Origin of the sequence: Clostridium sp. B9 (assembly GCF_050509515.1) — a bacterium.
GTDB lineage: Bacteria > Bacillota > Clostridia > Clostridiales > Clostridiaceae > Sarcina.
Genome location: NZ_JBNWKA010000003.1, coordinates 3,646,962 through 3,668,343 on the forward strand (window position 1 = coordinate 3,646,962; position 21,382 = coordinate 3,668,343).

General features: G+C 29.9%; 20 protein-coding genes and 2 pseudogenes. 4 read left to right on the plus strand and 18 right to left on the minus strand.

What is annotated here, in order from left to right; genetic code table 11:
* Nucleotides 1–39: 39 nt before the first annotated feature.
* From ACQZHJ_RS16455 to ACQZHJ_RS16465, 3 genes are all read right to left on the minus strand, one after another.
* A complete protein-coding gene (locus ACQZHJ_RS16455; protein WP_430486575.1) occupies nucleotides 40–1,752 on the minus strand; it encodes a proline--tRNA ligase in 1,713 nt (570 codons plus the stop codon).
* A gap of 359 nt (nucleotides 1,753–2,111) precedes the next feature.
* Nucleotides 2,112–2,789, minus strand: coding sequence for a 2-C-methyl-D-erythritol 4-phosphate cytidylyltransferase (gene ispD / locus ACQZHJ_RS16460; protein WP_430486576.1), 678 nt, complete (start codon nucleotides 2,787–2,789; stop codon nucleotides 2,112–2,114).
* 13 nt (nucleotides 2,790–2,802) lie between these two features.
* Complete coding sequence (locus ACQZHJ_RS16465) at nucleotides 2,803–3,912, minus strand: PIN/TRAM domain-containing protein (RefSeq protein ID WP_430486577.1); 1,110 nt, start codon at nucleotides 3,910–3,912, stop codon at nucleotides 2,803–2,805.
* Between the two features lie 313 nt (nucleotides 3,913–4,225).
* On the opposite strand from ACQZHJ_RS16465, the gene ACQZHJ_RS16470 reads away from it, so the two are divergent.
* Entirely contained in the window at nucleotides 4,226–4,627 is a 402-nt protein-coding gene (locus ACQZHJ_RS16470) for a DUF1573 domain-containing protein (protein ID WP_430486578.1), read from the plus strand.
* Nucleotides 4,628–4,665: 38 nt separating this feature from the next.
* On the opposite strand, the gene disA is transcribed toward ACQZHJ_RS16470, so the two are convergent.
* The 4 genes and pseudogenes from disA to ACQZHJ_RS16490 all read right to left on the minus strand — a co-directional run bounded on the left by disA (nucleotide 4,666) and on the right by ACQZHJ_RS16490 (nucleotide 8,817).
* Complete coding sequence (disA, locus tag ACQZHJ_RS16475) at nucleotides 4,666–5,730, minus strand: DNA integrity scanning diadenylate cyclase DisA (RefSeq protein WP_430486579.1); 1,065 nt, start codon at nucleotides 5,728–5,730, stop codon at nucleotides 4,666–4,668.
* 18 nt (nucleotides 5,731–5,748) lie between these two features.
* Nucleotides 5,749–7,112 (minus strand): annotated as a pseudogene (gene radA, locus ACQZHJ_RS16480) (DNA repair protein RadA).
* Between the two features lie 260 nt (nucleotides 7,113–7,372).
* A complete protein-coding gene (nagB, locus tag ACQZHJ_RS16485; RefSeq protein ID WP_430486580.1) occupies nucleotides 7,373–8,098 on the minus strand; it encodes a glucosamine-6-phosphate deaminase in 726 nt (241 codons plus the stop codon).
* Entirely contained in the window at nucleotides 8,095–8,817 is a 723-nt protein-coding gene (locus tag ACQZHJ_RS16490; RefSeq protein ID WP_430486581.1) for a GntR family transcriptional regulator, read from the minus strand. The genes nagB and ACQZHJ_RS16490 overlap by 4 nt, the downstream gene beginning before the upstream one ends.
* A 199-nt stretch (nucleotides 8,818–9,016) precedes the next feature.
* Between ACQZHJ_RS16490 and ACQZHJ_RS16495 the strand changes: the two genes are divergently transcribed.
* Together ACQZHJ_RS16495 and ACQZHJ_RS16500 are read left to right on the plus strand one after the other, a co-directional pair.
* The gene (locus ACQZHJ_RS16495) at nucleotides 9,017–9,184 is read left to right on the plus strand and encodes a hypothetical protein (RefSeq protein ID WP_430486582.1); all 168 of its coding nucleotides are present in this window, start codon (nucleotides 9,017–9,019) and stop codon (nucleotides 9,182–9,184) included.
* 122 nt (nucleotides 9,185–9,306) lie between these two features.
* Nucleotides 9,307–9,534, plus strand: coding sequence for a glutaredoxin family protein (locus ACQZHJ_RS16500; protein WP_430486583.1), 228 nt, complete (start codon nucleotides 9,307–9,309; stop codon nucleotides 9,532–9,534).
* 137 nt (nucleotides 9,535–9,671) lie between these two features.
* Here ACQZHJ_RS16500 and ACQZHJ_RS16505 read toward each other — a convergent pair.
* The 8 genes and pseudogenes from ACQZHJ_RS16505 to ACQZHJ_RS16540 form a co-directional block, all read right to left on the minus strand.
* A pseudogene (locus tag ACQZHJ_RS16505) lies at nucleotides 9,672–11,121 on the minus strand (NADP-dependent glyceraldehyde-3-phosphate dehydrogenase).
* A 12-nt stretch (nucleotides 11,122–11,133) separates the two neighbouring features.
* Nucleotides 11,134–11,367: a glutaredoxin domain-containing protein gene (locus ACQZHJ_RS16510; protein ID WP_430486584.1), complete on the minus strand. Its 234-nt coding sequence runs from the start codon at nucleotides 11,365–11,367 to the stop codon at nucleotides 11,134–11,136.
* Between the two features lie 2 nt (nucleotides 11,368–11,369).
* Nucleotides 11,370–12,308, minus strand: coding sequence for an NAD(P)/FAD-dependent oxidoreductase (locus ACQZHJ_RS16515; RefSeq protein ID WP_430486585.1), 939 nt, complete (start codon nucleotides 12,306–12,308; stop codon nucleotides 11,370–11,372).
* A 222-nt stretch (nucleotides 12,309–12,530) separates the two neighbouring features.
* Nucleotides 12,531–12,878, minus strand: a complete 348-nt coding sequence (locus tag ACQZHJ_RS16520; RefSeq protein WP_430486586.1) for a hypothetical protein — start codon at nucleotides 12,876–12,878, stop codon at nucleotides 12,531–12,533.
* A gap of 77 nt (nucleotides 12,879–12,955) precedes the next feature.
* Nucleotides 12,956–15,400, minus strand: coding sequence for an ATP-dependent Clp protease ATP-binding subunit (locus tag ACQZHJ_RS16525; RefSeq protein ID WP_430486587.1), 2,445 nt, complete (start codon nucleotides 15,398–15,400; stop codon nucleotides 12,956–12,958).
* Between the two features lie 23 nt (nucleotides 15,401–15,423).
* A complete protein-coding gene (locus ACQZHJ_RS16530; RefSeq protein ID WP_430486588.1) occupies nucleotides 15,424–16,440 on the minus strand; it encodes a protein arginine kinase in 1,017 nt (338 codons plus the stop codon).
* On the minus strand, nucleotides 16,409–16,945 hold the full coding sequence (locus ACQZHJ_RS16535) for a hypothetical protein (RefSeq protein ID WP_430486589.1): 537 nt from the start codon (nucleotides 16,943–16,945) through the stop codon (nucleotides 16,409–16,411). Before ACQZHJ_RS16535 ends, ACQZHJ_RS16530 begins: the two co-directional genes overlap by 32 nt.
* Nucleotides 16,946–16,966: 21 nt before the next feature.
* Nucleotides 16,967–17,422, minus strand: a complete 456-nt coding sequence (locus tag ACQZHJ_RS16540; protein WP_430486591.1) for a CtsR family transcriptional regulator — start codon at nucleotides 17,420–17,422, stop codon at nucleotides 16,967–16,969.
* A 201-nt stretch (nucleotides 17,423–17,623) separates the two neighbouring features.
* Here ACQZHJ_RS16540 and ACQZHJ_RS16545 point away from each other — a divergent pair, with 201 nt between their 5' ends.
* Nucleotides 17,624–18,277, plus strand: a complete 654-nt coding sequence (locus tag ACQZHJ_RS16545) for an MBL fold metallo-hydrolase (protein WP_430486592.1) — start codon at nucleotides 17,624–17,626, stop codon at nucleotides 18,275–18,277.
* Nucleotides 18,278–18,317: 40 nt separating this feature from the next.
* On the opposite strand, the gene ACQZHJ_RS16550 is transcribed toward ACQZHJ_RS16545, so the two are convergent.
* From ACQZHJ_RS16550 to ACQZHJ_RS16560, 3 genes are all read right to left on the minus strand, one after another.
* Nucleotides 18,318–19,988 carry a Mur ligase family protein gene (locus tag ACQZHJ_RS16550; protein WP_430486593.1) on the minus strand — a complete coding sequence of 557 codons (1,671 nt, stop codon included), beginning with the start codon at nucleotides 19,986–19,988 and terminating at the stop codon, nucleotides 18,318–18,320.
* A 146-nt stretch (nucleotides 19,989–20,134) separates the two neighbouring features.
* Complete coding sequence (locus ACQZHJ_RS16555) at nucleotides 20,135–20,305, minus strand: DUF362 domain-containing protein (protein WP_300346563.1); 171 nt, start codon at nucleotides 20,303–20,305, stop codon at nucleotides 20,135–20,137.
* Between the two features lie 171 nt (nucleotides 20,306–20,476).
* Complete coding sequence (locus tag ACQZHJ_RS16560) at nucleotides 20,477–21,382, minus strand: PSP1 domain-containing protein (protein WP_430486594.1); 906 nt, start codon at nucleotides 21,380–21,382, stop codon at nucleotides 20,477–20,479.

Consider the following 21,382-nt stretch of genomic DNA (forward strand, 5'->3'; position numbering starts at 1 on the left):
TTATATTCTAATTATATACAATTCCGTTAATCTTATAAATTATAAAGATAAATTTGCTTTCTTAAATTCATCTCTTACTTTATCGTAAACTTCTTCTATAGTGATAGTTTCAACTTCTCCACCATTTCTAAGCTTAAATTCTACTTGTCCTTCACCTATCATTTTACCAACAGTTATTCTCATTGGAATTCCCATAAGTTCTGAATCCTTGAATTTAACTCCAGCTCTTTCTTTTCTGTCATCAAGTAAAGCTTCTACTCCCATAGCTCTTAAAGTATTATATATTTCTTCTGCTTTAGTAGCTTGCTCTTCATTTTTAACATTAGCTGGTATAACTGAAACATGATATGGAGCAACTTCTAGTGGCCATATTATTCCGTTCTCATCATTGTGTTGTTCTATTATAGAAGCTACAGTTCTTGTAATACCTATTCCATAGCATCCCATGATGAATGGTTTAGCTTTTCCATCTTCATCTATGAATGTTGCCCCCATCGCCTCTGAATACTTAGTTCCTAGCTTGAATATGTGTCCAACTTCTGTTCCTCTTGAAATAGTTATTTCTTCTCCACATACAGGACATTTTTCTCCTATAGTTACGTTTCTGAAATCTCCAACTACTCCCTCAAAGTCTCTTCCGTAGTTTACATTCTTTAGATGCATATCAGTTTCATTAGCGCCAACTATAAAGTTATACATATTAGCTACCTCTTGGTCAACTAATAACATATCTACTTTTATTCCTACAGGACCTGCAAATCCAACAGCAGCTCCAGTAGCCTCTTTAACAGCCTCTTCACTAGCCATTTCTAATTCTGCAACTTCACCTATGGCATTAGCTATCTTAACTTCGTTAGCTTCTCTATCTCCTCTTAATACTACAGCTACAACTTTATCATCAGCTTGGAATATTAAAGTTTTTGCTATTCTCTTTGGAGAACATTCAAAGAATTTAGCTAAATCATCTATTGTTCTAACAGCTGGTGTTTCAACTTTTTCTACTTCCATTAATGCTTCTTCTTCAGCCTTTTCAGGAGTTGATGGAGCTTTTTCTATGTTAGCTGCATAATCACAAGCTGTACAGAATACTACATCATCCTCTCCTACATCTGATTTAACCATGAACTCTGCTGAACCTGATCCTCCAATAGCACCTGAATCAGCTGCAACAGCCTTAGCGTCTAATCCACATCTATTGAATATATTAACGTATGCTTCTCTCATTTTTTCGTATGCTACATCTAAACCTTCTTGATTTCTATCGAAGCTATATCCATCCTTCATTATGAACTCTCTTGATCTCATAACTCCAAATCTTGGTCTTCTTTCATCTCTATACTTAGTTTGTATTTGGTAAAGATTTAATGGTAATTGCTTGTATGATTTTATTTCATTTCTAACGATATCTGTAAATACTTCCTCGTGAGTTGGTCCTAAGCAGAAATCTCTGTTATGTCTATCTTTTAATCTAAACATCTCTGCTCCATAAGCATCCCATCTTCCTGATTCTTGCCATAACTCAGCTGGTATTAAAGCTGATGCTAAGAATTCTTGAGCATCTGCAGCATTCATTTCTTCTCTTACTATATTTTTAACATTTTCTATAACTTTTAGCCCTAAAGGCATGTAGTTATAAACCCCAGCAGTCATCTTTCTCATAAGACCAGCTCTTAACATAAGCTTGTGACTTTCTATTTCAGCATCTGCTGGAACTTCTCTTAATGTTCCTACTAACATTTTTGACATTTTCATAGTATATTACCTCCTCATTAAGCTGTTATAATCTTAATATTTATTTTAAATTACATTTTTAAGAAAATAAAAAAAGCTCTACCCTAAAAAACATTAGGGCGAGCTTGTATTTCGCGGTACCACCTAAATTTGTACTCTCTTCATTGTTAACGGTATTAAACCCGGTTAGTTTTTTGCTACGACTCCAAAGTAGGTTCAAAACTAGTTGAAAATCTCTCAGCCTTGGATTTTCTCTCTGTATAAGCGTTTCTACTAATCTTTTTCACAGTCTTTACAACTATTAAATTTTCTTAAATCTTATAAAATTATATCCTTATAAAAATAACATGTCAATATACTGATCATTTATCTTATGTGTCTTATTTAATAAATGCTTCTGCTAATATTAAATCTTCTGGAGTAGTTACTTTTATATTTTTATAATCTCCCTCATAAAGATAAACATCTTCTTCTAAAATATCTATTATCATAGTATCATCCGTAACTATTAATCCATCTTTTTTAACTTTATCATGACCTTTTTTTATTAAGTCATACTTAAAGCATTGAGGTGTTTGAACAGCTACTAATGATGATCTATCTGGTGTACTTACTGAAAATCCACTTTCATCTTTAACCTTTATTGTATCCTTAGGAGTAACTCCTGGAGCTGCTGCTCCAAACTCTTTAGCATACTTTATACCATCCTGTATTATCCTCTTGCTTACAAAAGCTCTTGCTCCATCATGTATTAAAACAACATCACAATCCTCTAATACACTCAATGCATTATAAACTGAATCTTGTCTTTCCTTACCACCTTCAACTATTTTTGATATTTTAAAATCAAATTTTGATTGTATTTCACTTTTAAAATAATCAACCTCATCTTTAGGTAATACAAGCACTATTTCATCAATCTCTTTACATTCTTCAAAAGTTTTTAAAGTATAGTATATTATCGGCTTTTCATTTACTTCGATGAATTGCTTACTAACTTCAGCACCCATTCTTTTGCCTTTTCCACCAGCTAATATTACACTAACTATCTTCCCCATAAACTAAATCTCCTTAAGATTTAGACTTAGCAAAAATCATTCTGCCAGCGGCTGTTTGAAGGACTGAAGTTACTACAACAGTAATTTCTTTACCCATGTACTTTCTTCCACCTTCTACAACTATCATAGTACCATCATCAAGATATGCAACTCCTTGTCCAGATTCTTTTCCATCTTTCACAACAGTAAGTGTCATTTCTTCTCCTGGTAATACTACTGGTTTTATAGCATTTGCTAACTCATTAATATTCAATACAGGTACTCCTTGGAATTCAGCTACTTTGTTTAAGTTATAATCATTTGTTACGACTTTACCATTTAATTTCTGAGCTAATTTAAGTAATTTTATATCAACCTCTGCGATTTCTGGGAAATCTCCTTCCCACATCTCGACTTCTATTGAAAGCTCTTTTTGTATTTTATTTAATATATCTAATCCTCTTCTTCCTCTTGTTCTTTTTAAAGAATCTGAACAGTCAGATATATGTCTTAACTCATCAAGCACAAAAGTTGGTATTACTAAAGAACCTTCAATAAATCCTGTTTGGCATAAATCAAATATTCTTCCATCTATTATTACAGATGTATCTAACACCTTAGGTGTAGCACCACTCTTCTTAGCTTGAGCATTTTTAGCTTTCTTTTCCTTTGATTGACCTTTTTTGAAATTTTCAAAATAACCTGAGATATCCTCTCTCTTCTTTACAGCTATATCTGCACCTATAACCATAGCTATTACATTTATGATTACAGATACTATTGGACCTAACACATCATTCACTAACCCACTTAAGAAACTACTTAAAGGTAATGTTATTACTAAAGCAAGTATTAATGCCACAATAGCACCAGCAGCACCAAATATTATTTCACTTGGTGATAGTCTAGATATACTCTTTTCTATAAATGTTATAAGTTTTCTTATTGACTTATAAATATATGGAGAAAGAATAAATAAAATAATTCCAAAAACAACAACTAAAATTACATAAAATGATACCAGTAAAAAAATGTTTGTTAGATATGACCTACCTAATGTACTTTGTCTTAATCCATCTGCTAAAACATATCCAATCAATAATCCTAAAATAGTAAAAATCACTCTAAAAAGTTTTTTTATCACAAACTCACCTCCTATATAATTATTGACATGTTTAAAATTTATCATTCATAGTTGTAAAATATTTATAATATATTTACTTAATTATACCATACTAAAGTATCGTAATAATTACAAAATATTCTTCAATTATTACATTTAAGAAATTACCCCCTATAAATTTTAGTAGATTTGATTTATATTATACTCAAGTTAACAAGCTAATTAGTTTTTAACATATATTTGGTTTTACAACCTAAATCATTTGACAATTATAACCAAAAAATTCTATAATTAACTATAGGGTCAAAGATTAGTATATAAGGAGTGAAACACTATGAAGGACGTAATTTTTGACGATTTTCAAAATAGCGTTAATAATTCTTTACTGAGACACAAAAGCATATTAGATATATTGAGTAAATATCAAGAATCACAATCAAGAGCAAACAGAGCTATCTGTAAAGCTGTTACAAATTGCGGCTGCATAGAAATTTGTGCTAAGAAACAAAGTATGCTACAGGATAATGACATATCCTTAGACGAACTAAATCCTTGCCTAAGCTCCCATATAAAAGGAAGCTTATGTGAAAGTTGCAGAGAAGTTATCGAAAGAGAACTAGGTAATAACCTATTCTACTTAACATCTCTTTGTAACGCCTTAGATTTAAACCTATTTGATATCTTGTTAAAAGAATATAACAAGATGGATACCTTAGGTAAATTTACTTTCAGATAATAAATGTTAAGTGCCACATTAATGGCACTTCTTTTTTATTATAAATTCTTATTTAAAGCTACTTGTTCTCTTATTCTTCTTAGCCCATTTTTTATTGCTCTCGCTCTTGCCTCTCCAATTCCCTCAACTTGATCTAAATCTTCATTACCAGCTTCAAGAATATATTTAAGCTTACCAAAATGTCCAACAAGATTTTCTATTACATTTGAAGGTATTCTAGGTACTTTATTTGATATTCTATACCCTCTAGGTGACACCAATGTGTCAATTAATGATTTTCCCACATAACCTAATTCTTTAGCTATTATATCCAAATCTAATAAATCTTCAGATGATAACTCTTGAATTTCTTTATAAACATCCTTATATTCCATTCTGTCATAGCAGTAATCTCTTATAAGAAGCACTCCATCCTGCTCTATACTTCTTACTAATTCATTTAGTTGCATTGATATAAGTCTACCCTCATTACCCAACTCGATTATGTAACCTTCTATCTCCTCAACTATTCTCATTACCATTTCAGTTCGTTGTATAGCAGTAGTAACATCAAAAAGTGTAGCTAAATCTTGAAACTCAAGTATATTAAGATTGTTTGTTACTCTCTCTAAAACAGCTACATATTTCTCTAAAGTCTGTATAGCTTGATTAGCCTTACTTAGTATTACCCCACTATCTCGTAATACATATTTTATATCACCTTTATAAACAGTTATAATATTTCTTCTTTGAGATATAGCTATAGCTATCTTGTTAGTTTGCTTAGCAACTCTCTGAGCAGTTCTATGCCTCGTTCCTGTTTCAAATGTACTTATAGATTGATTTGGCATAAGTTGAGCATTAGCATAAAGTATTCTTTTTCTATCTGAACTTAACACTAATGCACCATCCATCTTAGCTAATTCATATATATACGCAGGACTATATTCTGAATTTATATTAAAGCCACCGTCTACTAAATCTAATATTTCTTCATTATCTCCTAGAACAATAAGCCCACCTGTCTTAGCTCTTAATATGTTGTCTAGCCCCTCTCTTAGAGAAGTACCAGGACTCATTAATTTTAATATTTTCTTTAAACCATCATCATGTACAGTTCTCATTTACTCACACCTATCCATTTAAAATATCTTTCCAATTGCTTCTCTTACAGTTTTAACTCCTATAAGATTAAGCTTACTACCTTTTAATTTCTCTAAACTTCTATATGGAACAACTGCGTTTAAAAAGCCCATTTTTTCAGCTTCATTTATTATTCTGTCACAGTTTGCTATAGGTCTTATTTCTCCAGTTAATCCAACTTCGCCAACAACAACAAGCTTTTCTAACTTAGCAGCAGTTGCTTTCACTGATGATACTAATGATATAGCAATACCTAAATCCGCTGTAGTGCCCTCTATTTCAAGCCCTCCAACTACATTTACATAAACATCTGTATTATAAAAAGGAACTCTTAATTTCTTTTCTAGTACTGCTAATATTAAACTAAGTCTTGAATTTTCTACTCCAACAGAGGTTCTTCTTGGCATAACAGCCTTTGTTTCTGAAGCTAATGATTGTATTTCTACAAGAATAGGTCTAGTACCCTCCATTACTCCAATAACAACAGAACCTTCTTGGTTAAAATTAGTATCCTCTAAGAACATACTTGAAGGATCATAAACCTGCATTAACCCTTCTCCTCTCATCTCAAAAACACCAATTTCAGCTGTAGTTCCAAATCTATTTTTCATAGTTCTCAAAATTCTAAATTCTTCAGTTCTTTCTCCCTCAAATGATAATACTGTATCTACCATATGTTCTAAAACTCTAGGTTCCTGCTAAATCGCCTTGCTTTGTTACATGAGCAACAATAAATAAAGGTATATTTTTCCCTTTAGCAATTCTCATTACAGCATTTGAACACTCTTTTACCTGTGAAACACTTCCAGGAGCCGAAGAAACTGTATCTCTATAAATAGTTTGTATTGAATCTATTATTATAAAAGCTGGGCTTAGTTTATCTATATATGCTTCTATTATATCTAGATTTGTCTCAGCAACAATATAAAAGTTCCTCTGCGTCAACACCTAATCTATCACCTCTTATTTTTATTTGCTCTTCTGACTCTTCTCCAGATACATATAGAACTTTCCCATATTTTTTTGAAATATTATTGGCTGTTTGTAAAAGTAAAGTTGACTTACCAATACCAGGATCTCCAGATATAAGTGTAAGTGACCCTTTAACAAGTCCTCCACCTAAAACTCTATTAAGTTCTCCTATCCCCGTATCGTATCTCTCTTTTTCCCCTGATTTAATGTCTTTTATTTTTTTTAATTCACCAATCTGCCTTTCTACTTTTGCTGAAACTTGAGCACTTTTAGTATCTCTAATCTCTTCAACCAAAGTATTCCAATTATTGCATTCTGGACATTTCCCCATCCATTTTGGCGATTCATACCCACAATTTTGACATACATATATACTTCTAACTTTTGCCACTTTACCAACTCCATATTTCTTCGTTTTTCTTTTAGTTTTAATTATTTCCTAATATATCCTTAAATAATCATATCATATCATTATAACTAATCACATACTTATTTATTACTATTTTCTTAAAAAGATTAATATAAAAGTTTTTAATAATATTATTTTAAATAATAATAAAAACTGCCCGTTAGTTAAATCGTAATTTCAAAGAAATTCACTCTTTAATATCGGACAGTTCTTTATATTAATTCATGAGATAGTAATAACTATTATAATAATGAAGCTGCTGCTTCATCAACTATTAATACTACATTGCTGTGCATTTGTAACATAGTTGCTGGAATCTCAGTTGTTATCTTTCCACTCATCATAGCTTTAACAACCTCTGCTTTTCCTTCTCCACTAGCTATAACCATAATCTTTTTAGCTTTCATTATTCCACCAAGCCCCATTGTTATAGCTTCTCTTGGAACATCTTCTATTGAATCAAAGAATCTAGCATTAGCCTCTATTGTTGATTCTTTAAGATCTGTTAAATGAGTTCCTACACTTAACTCTTCACCTGGTTCATTGAACCCAATGTGACCATTAGCTCCTAATCCTAATAATTGAACATCTATTCCACCCATTTCTTGAATTCTAGCATCATATGATTTACACTCTTCAGCAACATCTGCTGCTAATCCATTTGGTACGAAAGTTCTGCTCTTATCTATGTTTATATGATTGAATAGGTTAGTATTCATAAAGTATCTATAACTTTGATCATGATCTCCTGGTAAACCAACATACTCATCTAAGTTTATGCTTGTAACTTTTGAGAAGTCTAATTCTCCATCATTGTACATTTTTATAAGGTTTTTGTACATTTCCACTGGAGTACCACCAGTTGCTAACCCTAAAACAATTTCTGGGTTTGCTTTTATACTTTCTGCCATCTCATTTGCTGCAACCTTACTCATTTCCTCATAATTTTTAGTAATAATTAATCTCATTTTAACTTCCCCTCTCTTTTAGAGATATTAATCTCTAGTATATATTTATCTGATCTATAAATTGCGTCTTCAACATAAATTATTTCATCTTCTGAATTTAATGCTGTATTATGACTTTTTAAAAGAGGTACCTGTTTATCAACATTAAATAATCTCTTTAATTCATCATCCATAATAACAGCAGCCAAAGATGATTCTGTACTTTCAATTATGTATCCTTTATCTTCTAACAGCTTAAATAGAGAACCTTCTAAATCTTCTTTTGTAACAAATCCACAATATTCACAAGGAATATAAACAACTTCATTTGCTACAACTTCTTCATCAACTATTCTTAATCTATTTATTTTATAAAGTTTATCAACATCAAAAGTATCAACTAATTCATCAGGAGTATTTATAACTTCAAATTCTAAAACTCTAGTTATTAACTTTCTTCCTGTTCTTTTTATAATATCCGAGAAACTCATCATATCTTCTTGCTTTACTTTAGGTTCACATACAAAAGTTCCTTTTCCTTTTTCTCTAACAAGAAGTCCTTCTTGTACTAATTCTCCTAAAGCTTGTCTGACAGTCATTCTACTTACACCGTAAGTTTCTGTTAACTCTCTTTCGCTTGCTATACATTGTCCTACTTGCCATATACCTTTTGATATTTTTTCTTTTATCATTTCTTTCAATTGGTAATAGACCGGTATTGGACTATTTTTATCTATCATGATTTCTCCTCCTAATTAAATTATACTCAAATGGTTTTCACTTGTCTAGACCACTATACATTCTTTTTTAAAATATTTTATATTTAGTCTATGTTTTATTTTATCATTTATTATAAAATATTTTCCACTTTTATAAATAATAATGAATATACATAGCTTTTTTATCAAATAATAAGATAAAAAGCTAGGAGGGATTCTTTTGAATATTAAAGATAAATTCAATAATAATTCTACTGTTTCACAAAATCCATTACATTCACAAAGTGCTGGACTTACAAATTTATCATCTTTTATGAGTAACCATTCCCAAGATACAATAGATAATTTAATCTTTAATGATCATTTAGATGATAATCAAATAAAATAACTTTTAAATTAATTTTGCAAAATTGATTCAAATCACATATTTTATACATAAATTTTTATTAAAATAATATTATAAAAATGAAATTAAGATAAGAATTTTATTTAACATAGGAGATGATCAATATGGTAAAGGTTTATTCAACAGACTCTTGTCCATGGTGCGTAAAAGCAAAACAATATCTTAAATCAAAAAACGTTGAGTTCGAAGATTTAAACGTTCAAACTAATATGGAAGCTAGAGAAGATATGCTTAAAAAGAGCAAACAAATGGGCGTTCCTGTTTTAGATATTAACGGAACTATAATTGTTGGCTTTGATAAAAACGCTATAGATACAGCATTAAATGAATAATTAAAATAAAAGAGAGGTTAAAAAAGCCTCTCTTTTTTATATTTTAATTATAAAAATATAAGAAGCTATAAATAGATTACTCTATCTATAGCTTCTTATTAATGATTACAAAACGCTATTCTATAATTAAATAATTATTATCTTATTGTTATTACTGTAGCCTTTGGTCTAGACATAGCCTCAATTGAATATCTTATTCCTTGAGTACCCATACCTGATGATTTAACACCTAAGAATGGGAAGTGGTCTGGTCCCTCTCTCAGTCTTGTTATTAACATGAACTGTTCCAACCTCTAACTTATCAGCAATATAAAATGCTTCATTTATATTTTGAGTAAATACTGATGATTGTAATCCATATTTAGATGCATTAGCTATCTTTATAGCCTCATCTTTATCTTCAACCCTTATTATTGGTAAAACTGGTCCAAATGGTTCTTCCCAAGCTAATCTCATGTCTGTAGTTACATTATCAAATAATGTTGGCTCAATTAAGTTTCCTTCTCTTCCACCACCACAAACTAACTTAGCACCTTTTTCTTTAGCATCATCTATAAGTTCCATTACAAAATCAGCTGCCTTATTATCTATAAGAGGAACTATTGTTACATCTTCTATCTCTAATGGATTTCCCATTTTTAATTTACTTATCTTTTCTTTTAATTTTTCAACTAACTTATCTGCCACTGAATTCATAACTAATATTCTTTTAACAGCAGTACATCTTTGTCCTGAATATGAATATCCACCAGCTATTATATTACTTACAGTTAAGTCTAAATCTGCATCTTCTAAAACTATGGCAGCATCTTTTCCTCCAAGTTCCATAAGCAATGGTTTCATAACTGTTATTTGTGATATTCTTCTACCAATCTCAGTACTTCCAGTAAAGTTAATGAAATCTATTTTTTTATGGGTTACACAGTAATCTCCTATTTCACTTCCTCTACCAGTTACAGTATTTAAAACTCCTCCTGGCAGCCCTGCATCATGGAATATTTTAGCTAAATATAAAGCTGATAAACTTCCTTGAGTAGCTGGTTTTAATACTACACTATTACCAGCTACTATAGCAGGTGCTATTTTTGAAGCTGAAAGATTAACTGGGTAATTAAATGGAGATATAGCTAAAACAACACCTAAAGGTTCTCTAGTTACCACAGATATTTTACTTCTATTAAATCCAGGGAAATTATCTGATGGTATACTTTCTCCATCCATACTCTTAGCTGCATCAGCTGTAAATCTTATATAATCAGCTGTTCTTGTAACCTCTGATAAAGCACTCTTTTTATCTTTTGCAACTTCTCTTATCATTATTTCTGCTAATTCTTCTTTATGTTCATCTAATAAATCAGCAGTTTTATATAAAACATGTGCTCTCTCATTTAGAGGAACTAAATTCCACTCTTTTTGAGCTTTTTCAGCATTTTCTATTATTATATCAACATCTTCCTTTGAAAGACTTTGAACTCTTCCTACAAGACTTCCATCTAATGGAGATTTTATATCTATAAATTTATCCGCTTCATTCTTATAGAAATCTCCACCCATGAAATTATAAAACACATTTTCCTTAGTATTCATAGTTAACACCTTCTACTTTAATTTTGCTACAGCATCATCAATTTTTTGTTTATCAAACCCTACGATAACTTCGTCACCAATAACTGCTACTGGTACTGATCTTTGACCTGAAACTTCTAAAACTTCATTTCTATCTTCTTTTCCATCTGCAACTGTTATTGTCTCATATTCGACACCTATTTTTTCTAGGTATTTTTTTAATTTATTACATGGTCCACACCAAGCTACTGAATATACTTTTACCATAATTATCTCTCCTTCATATCAGCAATATATTTTTCAGCATGTAAAGCTGCTATTGTACCGTCAGCTACTGCTGTAGTTATTTGTCTAAACATTTTTTCTCTAACGTCACCAGCTACATATACACCTTTTACGTTAGTTCTCATATTTTCATCAGCTACTATATAGCCATTATCTTTAATATTTATAAATTCTCTAAACATAGCTGTCTTAGGTTCAGTTCCTATATAAGCAAATACTCCATTGATAGCTATTTCTTTTTCTTCACCAGTCTTAGTATTTTTGATTTTAGCTACTTCAACAAAGTCTCCTCCATCAACATCAACTAAATCCCAATTGTACATTATTTCTATATTTTCTTTATTAGTTGCTGCCTCTAAAGTTTTTCCTTCTGCTTTGAAGTAATCATATCTTCTAATAACCACTACTTTCTTAGCGATATTTGATAAATATAAAGCTTCTTCTAAAGCTGCGTTTCCACCACCAACAACAGCTACCACCTCATCTTTGTAAACAGCTCCATCACATACTGCACAATAGTGAACACCCTTACCTAAATATTTTGCTTCATTTGGTATTGGTAGCTTTCTTGGAGTAGCTCCTGTAGCTATTATTACCACCTTAGGTTTATAAATATAATCCCCTGTTTCAACTATTTTTTCATCATCTCTTAAAATAACATTCTCTATAAAATCAAATTCATCTATTATTGCTCCACAAGCTTCTGCTTGTGCTTGTATTCTATCTCCAAGTTCATTTCCTGATATTTCTGTAAAGCCAGGGTAATTTTCAACTGTATAAGTTGATTTAACTTGCCCTCCAACAATATTATCTTCTAAGACTAAAGTACTTAAATTTGCCCTTGAAGCATATATACCGGCTGTTAATCCTGCTGGTTCAGCTCCAATTACTATAACATCAATTTCTTTAATATCTTTTCCCATACTAACACATCCTTATATAAGGTTAATTTTATTATTTCTATTATATAATTATATTATTCGATATACCCCCTAAGGGTACCTGTTTTTTTATTATTATACTCCTTGTTTAATAACTTTTCAACAATAATTATTATTATTTATAACAGATTATTAATATTTATTTTAATTCTATCAAAAAAGCTCTACAATATTCTGTGATTTAGAATACAATAGAGCCAAATTTTATCTTCTTTTCTTATTTATTTTTGTTTTTAGTTTTTTAGCTTTAAATGTAGTGTTAATTCCATTAATAGTTCTCTTTTCTACAACAATAAACAAACCTATTATTCCTATTACTACTAATACAAAGGATAGTCCCCATTTATCTGCATTAATAGCCAAAGAGATAAGTAAAACACCTAACAAAGCAATTGGTGATGATAAACTCTTAATTACATCACTTTTATCTTTTTCTGTCATATTAATCATAGCCGCTTCTTCAATTTTAAATAATTCTAGCTTTTCATTTTTCCAAACATAGAATGCTACCCCAAAAGCTATTAACCCTAATACTATAAATAGTACTTCCATACAAACTCCCCCAAACCACAATAATAAAAATAAGGTTATATACATTCTACCATATATAACCTTATTATACATTATAATCAAATAGTTTTCTTAAATTTTACAATATCATCTTCTAGAAATACATCTACTTCATTTCCTTTCAATATATTTCCACTTAAAAGTTCTTCACTTAACTTATCTTCTATATATTTAGTTATTACTCTTCTAAGTGGTCTAGCTCCATATTTTAGTTCCGTTCCCTTCTTAACTAAAAATTCCTTACACTCATTAGAGAAATTCAATGATAATTCTAACTCATTTAGTCTATCCTTTAATGACCCTATCATTAAATCAACTATTTTTATCAAATGCTCTTTCTCTAAACTATGGAATACAACGATATCATCTAATCTATTAACAAATTCAGGTTTAAAGCTTCTCTTTAACTCATCTAGCATTAAGTTTTTCATGCTATCATAATTTCTTTCTCTATCTTCTAAAGCACTAAATCCAACAGCATTTTTCTTATCTAGCTTATCAGCACCTATATTAGATGTCATTATTATTATTGTATTTTTAAAGTCTACAGTTCTTCCCTTACCATCGGTTAAGACACCATCTTCTAATATTTGAAGAAGAACATTGAATATATCTTGATGTGCTTTTTCTATTTCATCAAAAAGTATTACTGAATAAGGATTTCTTCTTACCTTTTCTGTAAGTTGACCACCTTCTTCATACCCTACATACCCAGGAGGGGCTCCTATAAGCCTAGAAACTCCATGCTTTTCCATATATTCAGACATATCTAATCTAACAAACTTATTTTCATCACCAAACATAGCTTCTGCTAAAGCTTTGCAAAGCTCTGTTTTCCCTACACCTGTTGGACCTAAGAATGCAAAAGATCCAATTGGTCTTTTAGGATCTTTTAATCCTACTCTTGACCGTCTAACAGCTTTAGAAATAGTCTTTATAGCTTCTAATTGACCAATAACTCTTTGGCTTAGCTTCTCTTCTAATTTTAATAACTTGCTAGATTCCTTTTCCGTTAATCTTTCAACTGGAATCTGAGTCCACTTTGAAACAACTTTGGCTATATGCTCTTTATCTACTATATAAACCTTTGAAGCATTTTCTTCTCTCCAAAGTTCTATTTCCTCTTCTAATTCTTCTTTTAAAATTCCCTCATCATCTCTAAGTTTAGCTGCTAATTCAAAATCTTGAATTTTTATAGCCTCTTCTTTTTCTTTTCTTATTTTTAAAATCTCATCCTCTTTTTCTTGTAAGTTCGGAGGAGTAGACATACTTTCTATTCTTACTTTAGCAGCAGCCTCATCAATTAAATCTATTGCCTTATCTGGCAAAAATCTATCTGTTATATATCTATGTGATAAATTAACTGCAGCCTCTATTGCCTCTTCAGTTAATTTAACATTGTGATGAGTTTCATATTTATCCTTTACACCTTTTAGTATTAATAATGAATCTTCTTTGCTAGGTTCATTAACTACTATGGGTTGAAATCTTCTTTCTAATGCAGAATCCTTTTCTATGTTTTTTCTATATTCATCCGTTGTAGTTGCTCCAATACATTGGATTTCCCCTCTTGCTAAAGCTGGTTTTAATATATTCGAAGCATCTATTGCGCCTTCTGCTCCACCAGCTCCAACTATATTGTGCATTTCATCTATAAAAAGAATTATATCATCTGCATCTTTAACTTCATTTAATACTTTTTTTAATCTCTCTTCAAATTCACCTCTATACTTAGCTCCGGCAAGCATGGCAGTTACATCTAAAGTATATATTTTCTTATCCTTAATCATATCAGGAACTTCTCCTAATATAATTCTCTGAGCTAATCCTTCAACTACAGCTGTTTTACCAACACCTGGTTCTCCAATTAAACAAGGATTATTTTTCATTCTTCTACAAAGAATTTCTAAAAGTCTTTGAGTTTCATCATGTCTTCCTATTACAGGATCTAATTTATCTTTCTCTGCTTTCTCAATTAAATTTATTCCATACATATTTAACGTAGGAGTATCTTTTCTTTTTATTTTCTCTTTTTCTTTAACACTTTTACTTTCCTTACTTGGAAGTCTGCCAAGTATATTGCTTATTTTATCTGTTATGTCTTTAAGTTCACCTTTTACTATTTTTCTAACTATCAAATTAGCTACGCCATCATTTTCTTTTATTAAAGCCATCAATATGTGTTCTGGTCTTGAATCGCCATGACCAGCATCCTTTGCTAATTCTATACTTTTATCTAAAACTCTTTTGCATCTAGGCGTAAAAGGAACCTCATCCAAACTATAATTTACTTCTCCAATTCCAACATATAATTTAATAAAACTTAGCACCTTTTCTTCAGTTATATTATTTTCTTCCAAAACTTTAGAACATTGTCCATTTTCATTAATTAAACCTATTAATAAATGTTCTGTACCCATATATCCATGCTTAAGCATTAGTGAACTTTCTTTTCCCTTATTGATTACTATTTTGGAATTTTCATTAAAATTATCAAGACGCATCTTTTACCTCCCAATACCCTATATTATGTGTTTAAAGCATTTCTAATAATTTTAGCTCTCTCTATTTTAAGACTTTGTATATTTAGCTTTGTTTCTAAAGTTTTATTTATTATTGCAGGTTGAATACCCACCATTGCTGAATTTATAACCTCTAAGTTAACTCCTTCTATGATCCCAGTCTCTACTCCAAGCCTTACATATGAAAGAAGTCTTAGTGCTTCATTTATATCTATGATATATGCATTTTTAAGAGTTCCCAAAGCTCTAAAGATAGTATCTTTAATTTCTAGGTCTCCATTTTTAAATAGTTTTTCTCTTGCGTTTTTTTCTTGAAGAACAATTTTATTTGTAATTGATGTAATAGAATCTAGTATCTCTATCTCTGTTAATCCTAAAGTCTTTAAATTTGTTATCTCGTAGATATTTCCAACCTCTTTGCTTCCTAATCTATATGTGCTTTTTATTGAAATTCCTTCATCTAATAGTTTTTCTCTTATTTCTCTTATACAATTATTAAGACTTAATATAGGCAAATGTATAATTGACTTAGCTATCAATCCAGTGCCTGCCTTTTTAACATTTGAAGTTAAATATCCAAACTCTTCACTAAATGAATAATCTAGTTCTTCATCAATTAAATCATCTAATTTATCTACATTAGTATAAGCTTCCTTTAAATTTAATCCACTCTTTGTAGATTCTATCCCAATATGTTCTTCTTCATTCAATAATATACTAAAATTTCCACTTTCACTTGTAATCAAAGCCATATTTGATATATTTATAAAATCTCTTGCAATTCCAAAATTCTCTTTCTCATACTCTAACAAGTATTTTTCTTCATCTAATCTTGAAGTATAACATTTATCCAAAATGTTCTTTTTCTTCAATGCGTTTAATACCCTATCTATAACTTGTTTGCTCTCACCCTTATTTAAAAATTGTGCAAACTTAATTCCTTTTAAATTTCTAAACAATATAACCTTTGATGCTATAACTACACTATTATTACTCTGAGGACTTATCCATTGAATCATCATTACTATCTCCCTCCATAATTTTTTTCAAATCATGTATCTTTTCTTTAGTAACAATTGCTTCTTCATACTCCTCGTTTATTATATTAAGTTTAAGTTGTTCTTCTAGCATTAAAAGTTCAGAACTTTGAAAATATAAATTTAAGCTTTTAGGAGTTTTTCCTCTATGTTTTCTACCAGCTTGTTTCCACCTAAAGTAGTCACTTATTTTCACACTAAAACTTTCATAGCATTTTTCACACCCAAGCAACCTTGTATCCTCAAAGTCACAGTACTCAGTTCCACACCTTATGCACCTTTCATCATCTATTTCAAGCAAACTTTCTGTAGCTTCTATATAACTATTTAAATCCATCAAAAAATCATCTAAAGTAATTTCCTCTTCCAAAGATGAATTCATTATTTCAACCGCACATTTATCACAAAGCATTATACTTTCTTTTCCATTATCAGTATCCTTAACTAATTGTATAGTAGCCTCATTTTTATTACACCTCTCACAAAGCAAACTCCTCAACTCCCCATAAAATTACTTCAACAATACCATAAGCATAGCCTTAAAAATATCTGCCCTTGTTTCATTTATATTCTTAGAATTCTGAAGGGTTCTATCATTTATTGCAACTTTTGTAAGATTGGCTGTTTTATCATCTATAATATTATGTTCAAATAAACTATCTATGATTGCAGCTGCATTATGATATGTAATTCCTGTACCAATCTCATCATAGATTAAATCTCTTCTATCTGCATGAACTTCGTGGATTACTTTTTTTATAACAATGTATCCACCACCACCTCTTCTACTTTCTATTAAGTATCCTTTTTCATAAGTAAATCTTGTTGTTAAAACATAATTTATTTGAGATGGTGCACAATTAAATTTATCTGCTAACTCATTTCTTCTTATTCTTAAATTGTTATCATCTGTCTTTTCTAATAGTTCTTTTAAAAAGTATTCTATTGAATCAGATAATTTAGCCATATATATCACTCCTTAAATCTGACCTTTACTGACCTTAATATACAATCTATATTAATACATTTAAGCTACTTAATCAAATCTATATATCTATTCAATAATTCTTTTATTAATATCTAAATTAAATAAATTTATTTTAATATTTTATGTTTAATTTTATTATATGTGTCAACAATATAAATAATTTTCATTGGAGGGATTAAAATGAATATTTATTGGTTTGGTCATTCTTGCTTCTTAATAAAAACTGAATTAGGTAAAAGAATATTAATGGACCCATTTGATTTAGATATTGGATACATACCATACAAAGGGGATGTAGACATTGTAACCATAAGCCATATGCACTTTGACCATTCTTGTACATCCTATATAAATGAAGATGCTAAAGTATTAAACGACTTTGTAGACTATCAAAATACCTTCTGTAAAATAAATTCATTTCATTCATTTCATGATGATTGTTGTGGTCTAAAAAGAGATAAAAACTTCATTTTCAAAATAATCTGTGATGGAATAAGCCTTTGCCACTTAGGAGATTTAGGACATATCCTATCAAGAAAAACCCTAAATAACTTAGGACATATTGATGTACTCTTTGTCCCAGTTGGTGAGCACCTAACAATATCTATAGATAATCTAATAAAAGTTATAGATGATATAAACCCAAGAGTAATAATTCCCATGCATTACAAAACTCAAAATCTTAGTTTCTACTTAAACACACTTGATAATTTTCTTATGAAAATGAAAGGTTATGCCATGGAACATAATGATTTATTGTCTTTAAGTAAAGAAACTATTCCTTGTAATCAAAAAATTATTATTCTAAACATTTCAAAAGAAGAAGCATTATAGAAAAAAACTTATTAAGTCAAAGCTTAATAAGTTTTTTATTTTAATGAAACCCTTCTAAATCTACATCTATTGTTTCCTTACCTAAACTTTTCAAATAATCATTTATAACTGGAATTATCACATCCAAATGCTGACTAAAGTTAACAATAAGATCTCCTTCCTTAGCACTTAATAAAGCTTTTTTCACAGCTTCCTTTTCATCAATAATAGAAAGACACTCCACCTTATCATTTACTTCTTTTATTCCAGCACATAATAAATTAGTTATCTCTAGTGGACTTCTTCCTCGTCTATCAAAGGTTTCTTTTATAATAACCAAATCTGAATTTTGTCCAGTAATTCTTCCTAATTCTTTTATGTAATCATCTAGTCTATCACCTGGTGATGATATTATTGAAATTATCTTTCTTTTTTTTAAGGACTGTGCTAAAAAATAAACTTCTGAAAAAGCTTCTGGATTATGTCCATAGTCCAACAACATATCAAACTTTCCTATATTTAATATATTTTGTCTTCCTAAATTAGTATTGACATCACACTCTATAACCTTTAATGCGTTGACTACTTCTTTTAAATTATTATGTATCGCAAACACTGCTATCAAAGTTGAAATAACATTATTTATATTAGCTTTAGATTTACCACCATGAGTAAATTTAAACTCATTAATAGGCGCTACTTTAACTTCTTCTTCACCATTAAACCAGACTATATCATTATCCTTAACATACCACGCTTCTTTTCCATTAGCTATATGCCTTTCAATACATTCATTTCTCTCAGAATTAAATAGCACTAAATTATCCTTGGTTTGCAATATGTCATAGAGATTATTATCAGATTTTATAACAACTTTTCCATCTGGTACAACTTCTCTCACAGTTATAAGTTTAATATCCATTAAATCTTCTAAAGTATTTATCCCTTCAGATCCTATATGATCCTCTGTTAGTGAAGTTATTATAGCAACCTTTGAGCGCTTAAATCCTAATCCTTTTCTTAAAATTCCACCTCTAGCTGTCTCTAAAACTCCAACTTCAACATCAGGATTTGTTAAAACTGATTTAGCACTATAAAATCCTGTAGTATCTCCTTTTTTTATAACTTCATCATTTATAATAATAGCTCCAGTGCTTGCTAATCCTGTAAAGTATCCTAAATTTTTAAAAGTATTATATATTAATTTTGACGTTGATGTTTTACCATTAGTACCCGTAATAGATACTATAGGAATATCCCCATAATCTTTAAGAGTTAAATCATAATTTTCTTCTTCAAAATCTTTTTTAGTTATTACTTTTGAGTTAACACCGTAGCCAATAACTACTGAATTATTTTTTACTTTAAAAAAGTCTATATCTTCTTTATTACATTTATATATAAGTTCATACTCCCAAAGTTCTTCTCTTTTTGAAACAGCTTCATTTAACAAGTCATCTGCACTCATTCCACTAACTAAACTTTCAATAATAAATACAGATAGCTCCTTATGTAAATAAGTAAGCCATGCTTCACCACCGAATTCATTATATATTACTTCTCTCAAATTTCCTTCTATATTCATCTGTCTACAGATAAATTCATAATCATTTATGAGCCAATATAGCCTTTTTCTTTCCGATTCTCCTATATTAATATAGATTAATCTCCCATCACCTTTAATATTTCTTCCCTCTAGTACTTTTAAATCTATAAGTTTCAAAATATTCACCCTTCCTACCATTATTACCACTCTATTTTTCCATGACCTGCCTATATTTATTCAATAAATTTCTTATTTAATTAATTTTAAACATAAAAAAAGCAGCCTTAAGACTGCAAAAAAAAAGATCATCCTAAGATGATCTTTAAATAATATTATTCTGCAACTGGTGATCCTACTGGACAAACGTTAGCGCAGTTTCCGCAATCGATGCAAGTATCAGCATCTATAACGAATTGAGTATCTCCTTGTGATATTGCTTCTACAGGACACTCAGCAGCGCATGCTCCACAGCTTACACATGTGTCTAATATTTTATATGCCATAATAAAACACCTCCTAAAATGTTTGGTATTAAAATACCATATTTATATTATCACATTTCTATTAATTTTTAAAGTATTATAATATCTGTTTTAAACATATTTAGATTATTATACTAAATTTAGAATTAATATTAAATTAGATATAATATCATTACAAAACTTGAAATAGAGCTAGTTCTCTTTAATTAAATTTTTAATTAATGCCTTATCACTTTCATCAATAACCTCTAGTTTAATATGAGTATCTTCAATTTCTCCCTCATATCCCCCAGAAATTAATTTTACATCATACATCTTAAATTCTTGTAAGAATTCTTCATTCTTTCTTGGAAGCTTAACTCTAACTAACTCTTTTAATACGTTGTTAGCTACAACCTCTCCCTTTCCAAGCTCAGTTTCAACTATTGACCCTACCCTTGGAAGTTCTTTTCTTATCTCCTCATATGTGTTTTGCTCATAATTTAAACAACACATAAGTCTTCCACATATTCCTGAAATCTTTGTTGGATTTAGTGATAAGCTCTGTTCCTTAGCCATCTTTATAGAAACTGAAGCAAAATCTCCAAGGAATGTTGAACAACAAAGTGGTCTTCCACATGGTCCAAGTCCACCTATCATTTTAGCCTCATCTCTAACGCCTATTTGTCTAAGCTCTATTCTTGTTTTAAATATAGTTGCTAAATCTTTTACTAATTCTCTAAAGTCTACTCTTCCTTCTGCTGTAAAGTAGAATATTACCTTATTATTATCAAAAGTATATTCAACATCTATTAATTTCATAACAAGCTTATGCTCTTCTATTTTCTTTAAGCATATTTCAAAAGCTTCTGATTCTTTGGCTTTATTATCTTTATGTTTTTTTATATCTTCCTCTGTAGCCAGTCTAAGCACTGATTTTAAAGGTGCAACTATATCTTCCTCTTCTATTTTTCTTATTCCAATTACACACTCACCAAATTCAACGCCTCTTGCAGTCTCAACAATTACATTTTGACCCTTTTTAATCTTTATACCATTAGGTCCAAAGTAATATATTTTACCAGCTTTTTTAAATCTGACTCCTATTACTTCAATCAT

Coding starts and splice junctions, on each gene's coding strand:
- nagB (WP_430486580.1), bottom strand. CDS start 8,098: ATGAGATTAATTATTACTAAAAATTATGAGGAAATGAGTAAGGTTGCA.
- ACQZHJ_RS16545 (WP_430486592.1), top strand. CDS start 17,624: ATGAATATTTATTGGTTTGGTCATTCTTGCTTCTTAATAAAAACTGAA.
- ACQZHJ_RS16540 (WP_430486591.1), bottom strand. CDS start 17,422: ATGGCTAAATTATCTGATTCAATAGAATACTTTTTAAAAGAACTATTA.
- ACQZHJ_RS16515 (WP_430486585.1), bottom strand. CDS start 12,308: ATGGGAAAAGATATTAAAGAAATTGATGTTATAGTAATTGGAGCTGAA.
- ACQZHJ_RS16520 (WP_430486586.1), bottom strand. CDS start 12,878: ATGGAAGTACTATTTATAGTATTAGGGTTAATAGCTTTTGGGGTAGCA.
- ispD (WP_430486576.1), bottom strand. CDS start 2,789: ATGGGGAAGATAGTTAGTGTAATATTAGCTGGTGGAAAAGGCAAAAGA.
- ACQZHJ_RS16490 (WP_430486581.1), bottom strand. CDS start 8,817: ATGATAGATAAAAATAGTCCAATACCGGTCTATTACCAATTGAAAGAA.
- ACQZHJ_RS16530 (WP_430486588.1), bottom strand. CDS start 16,440: ATGATGATTCAATGGATAAGTCCTCAGAGTAATAATAGTGTAGTTATA.
- ACQZHJ_RS16560 (WP_430486594.1), bottom strand. CDS start 21,382: ATGATTGAAGTAATAGGAGTCAGATTTAAAAAAGCTGGTAAAATATAT.
- ACQZHJ_RS16510 (WP_430486584.1), bottom strand. CDS start 11,367: ATGGTAAAAGTATATTCAGTAGCTTGGTGTGGACCATGTAATAAATTA.
- ACQZHJ_RS16500 (WP_430486583.1), top strand. CDS start 9,307: ATGGTAAAGGTTTATTCAACAGACTCTTGTCCATGGTGCGTAAAAGCA.
- ACQZHJ_RS16455 (WP_430486575.1), bottom strand. CDS start 1,752: ATGAAAATGTCAAAAATGTTAGTAGGAACATTAAGAGAAGTTCCAGCA.
- ACQZHJ_RS16555 (WP_300346563.1), bottom strand. CDS start 20,305: ATGGCATATAAAATATTAGACACATGTGTAAGCTGTGGAGCATGCGCT.
- disA (WP_430486579.1), bottom strand. CDS start 5,730: ATGAGAACTGTACATGATGATGGTTTAAAGAAAATATTAAAATTAATG.
- ACQZHJ_RS16470 (WP_430486578.1), top strand. CDS start 4,226: ATGAAGGACGTAATTTTTGACGATTTTCAAAATAGCGTTAATAATTCT.
- ACQZHJ_RS16525 (WP_430486587.1), bottom strand. CDS start 15,400: ATGCGTCTTGATAATTTTAATGAAAATTCCAAAATAGTAATCAATAAG.